Below are 1,450 nucleotides of genomic sequence, written 5' to 3'. Positions count from 1 at the left end.
ATCATGGATGGCCTGTCCGGCAAAGGGAAACCGCTCTCGACTGTTTACCTCGAGCTTTGGTGTCGCAGCAATGATGATGGCTTCGTCACGCTGAGCAAGCAGGCTGAGACGGCTTACGCATCGGGCTTTTGCGGGGAGAGGGCGGTCTCGACGTGGAAGGAGCGGGTCAGAAGGCTCGAAGAACTCGACTTCCTGAAAACCAAGCCGGGCGTTTCGGGCAACCTGCATTACGTTCAGTTATGGAATCCCTACCGCGTCGTCAAACATCATCGCGACCAGGACACCCCGGGCTTCAGGCATGACCTCTACAACGCCTTGGTTGAGCGGGCTCTCGACATCGGGGCGACCGACCTCGACTAGCGGCAAGCGCCCGGAATTGTCGTAGATTCCTAGCGAATTGGCGCTTCAGGCGGGGACTGACGCTCGATTGGATACCCGATCACGTGTTCGATTCCGAAGGATAGCTGTTTGGTAGCCGGTAGCTGCTACTTCGAGAGCCAAACCCAGCTGCACTACGATCTCGCGTTTGCAGTCGCAGAATGCTCGATAAATCGCGCGTGCCCGAGTGCTCCAACACACGAGATATTTTCGGTATCTGCATTTGTGATAGTCACTTCATCCACCTACCCCAAATAAGCTGAATGACTCATGTTCTGCGGCAAGTGGAGGGGCATCCTCAATCTACGAGAGGTGAGCCATGCCACTGCAAGACAAGCTTGATCAAATCACCGCTAATCTCATCAAGAGCGGCAGGATTCCTGAGCCCCTGATTGAGCAGCTCATGGAAAGCATCCGAAACCTGGTTGCAAGTGGTCTCGCTGATCGCGCGCTCAAGGGTGGAGACATTGCTCCGCGTTTCCTCCTAGATGACGCGACAGGCAAAACGGTCAGCTCGCGGAGCTTCTTGCCGGTGGGCCGCTGGTCGTGCCTGAAACAGCTTTATTCGATCTTGGAAAAGCCGTTTGTGATCCGCGCTGAAATATCTGATCGCGTCAGCCTCTATCTTCGCGGCCGCTTTGAAGTCGCCCGAGCCGTCTGGTTGCACACGAGCGAATTAGTTTCATAATGTGGATTGCGCAACTTGAGCGTGTATTGCATTACGGATACAGCTAACTAAGTCAATTCTGTGAATATCCGCGCCGTCCACCACATGTCGCAATCGATTCGCTTGACGCCACATTATCTGGTACAAGAGCTGCGAGAATCAGCTTTCGCGAGGTGCATCGAATTGAGTGCCGCGACACAGCTCAATATACCTACCGAGCCGGCCGGCCGCTGGGATAGGCTATCTGACGAGGAACTCCTCCGGATCAAGTTCACCACCGACGATCCGGAAGGTCTGGAGGGCCTGATCCAAAGTGTTCCCCCGATCGATAGCCGGCCTTTCGTGGAGCTCGGATACGATTTTCGAGGCTCAAAGCGGTCAATGATCCGGTGTGCACATTGCAAG

Annotated in this window: 2 protein-coding genes; both read left to right on the top strand. The window is 55.1% G+C overall.

Annotated features, from left to right (window positions below):
* The coding region (locus tag X742_RS1000000175095; protein WP_023775594.1) for a hypothetical protein at positions 1-360 on the top strand (360 nt) is incomplete at its 5' end.
* Between the two features lie 337 nt (positions 361-697).
* Positions 698-1,066, top strand: coding sequence for a hypothetical protein (locus X742_RS140510; RefSeq protein ID WP_023775593.1), 369 nt, complete (start codon positions 698-700; stop codon positions 1,064-1,066).
* The last annotated feature ends 384 nt before the right edge of the window (positions 1,067-1,450 follow it).

Source organism: Mesorhizobium sp. LNHC229A00 (assembly GCF_000502415.1).
GTDB lineage: Bacteria > Pseudomonadota > Alphaproteobacteria > Rhizobiales > Rhizobiaceae > Mesorhizobium.
This window is presented reverse-complemented; position numbering and strand designations above follow the sequence as displayed.

Coding starts and splice junctions, on each gene's coding strand:
- X742_RS140510 (WP_023775593.1), top strand. CDS start 698: ATGCCACTGCAAGACAAGCTTGATCAAATCACCGCTAATCTCATCAAG.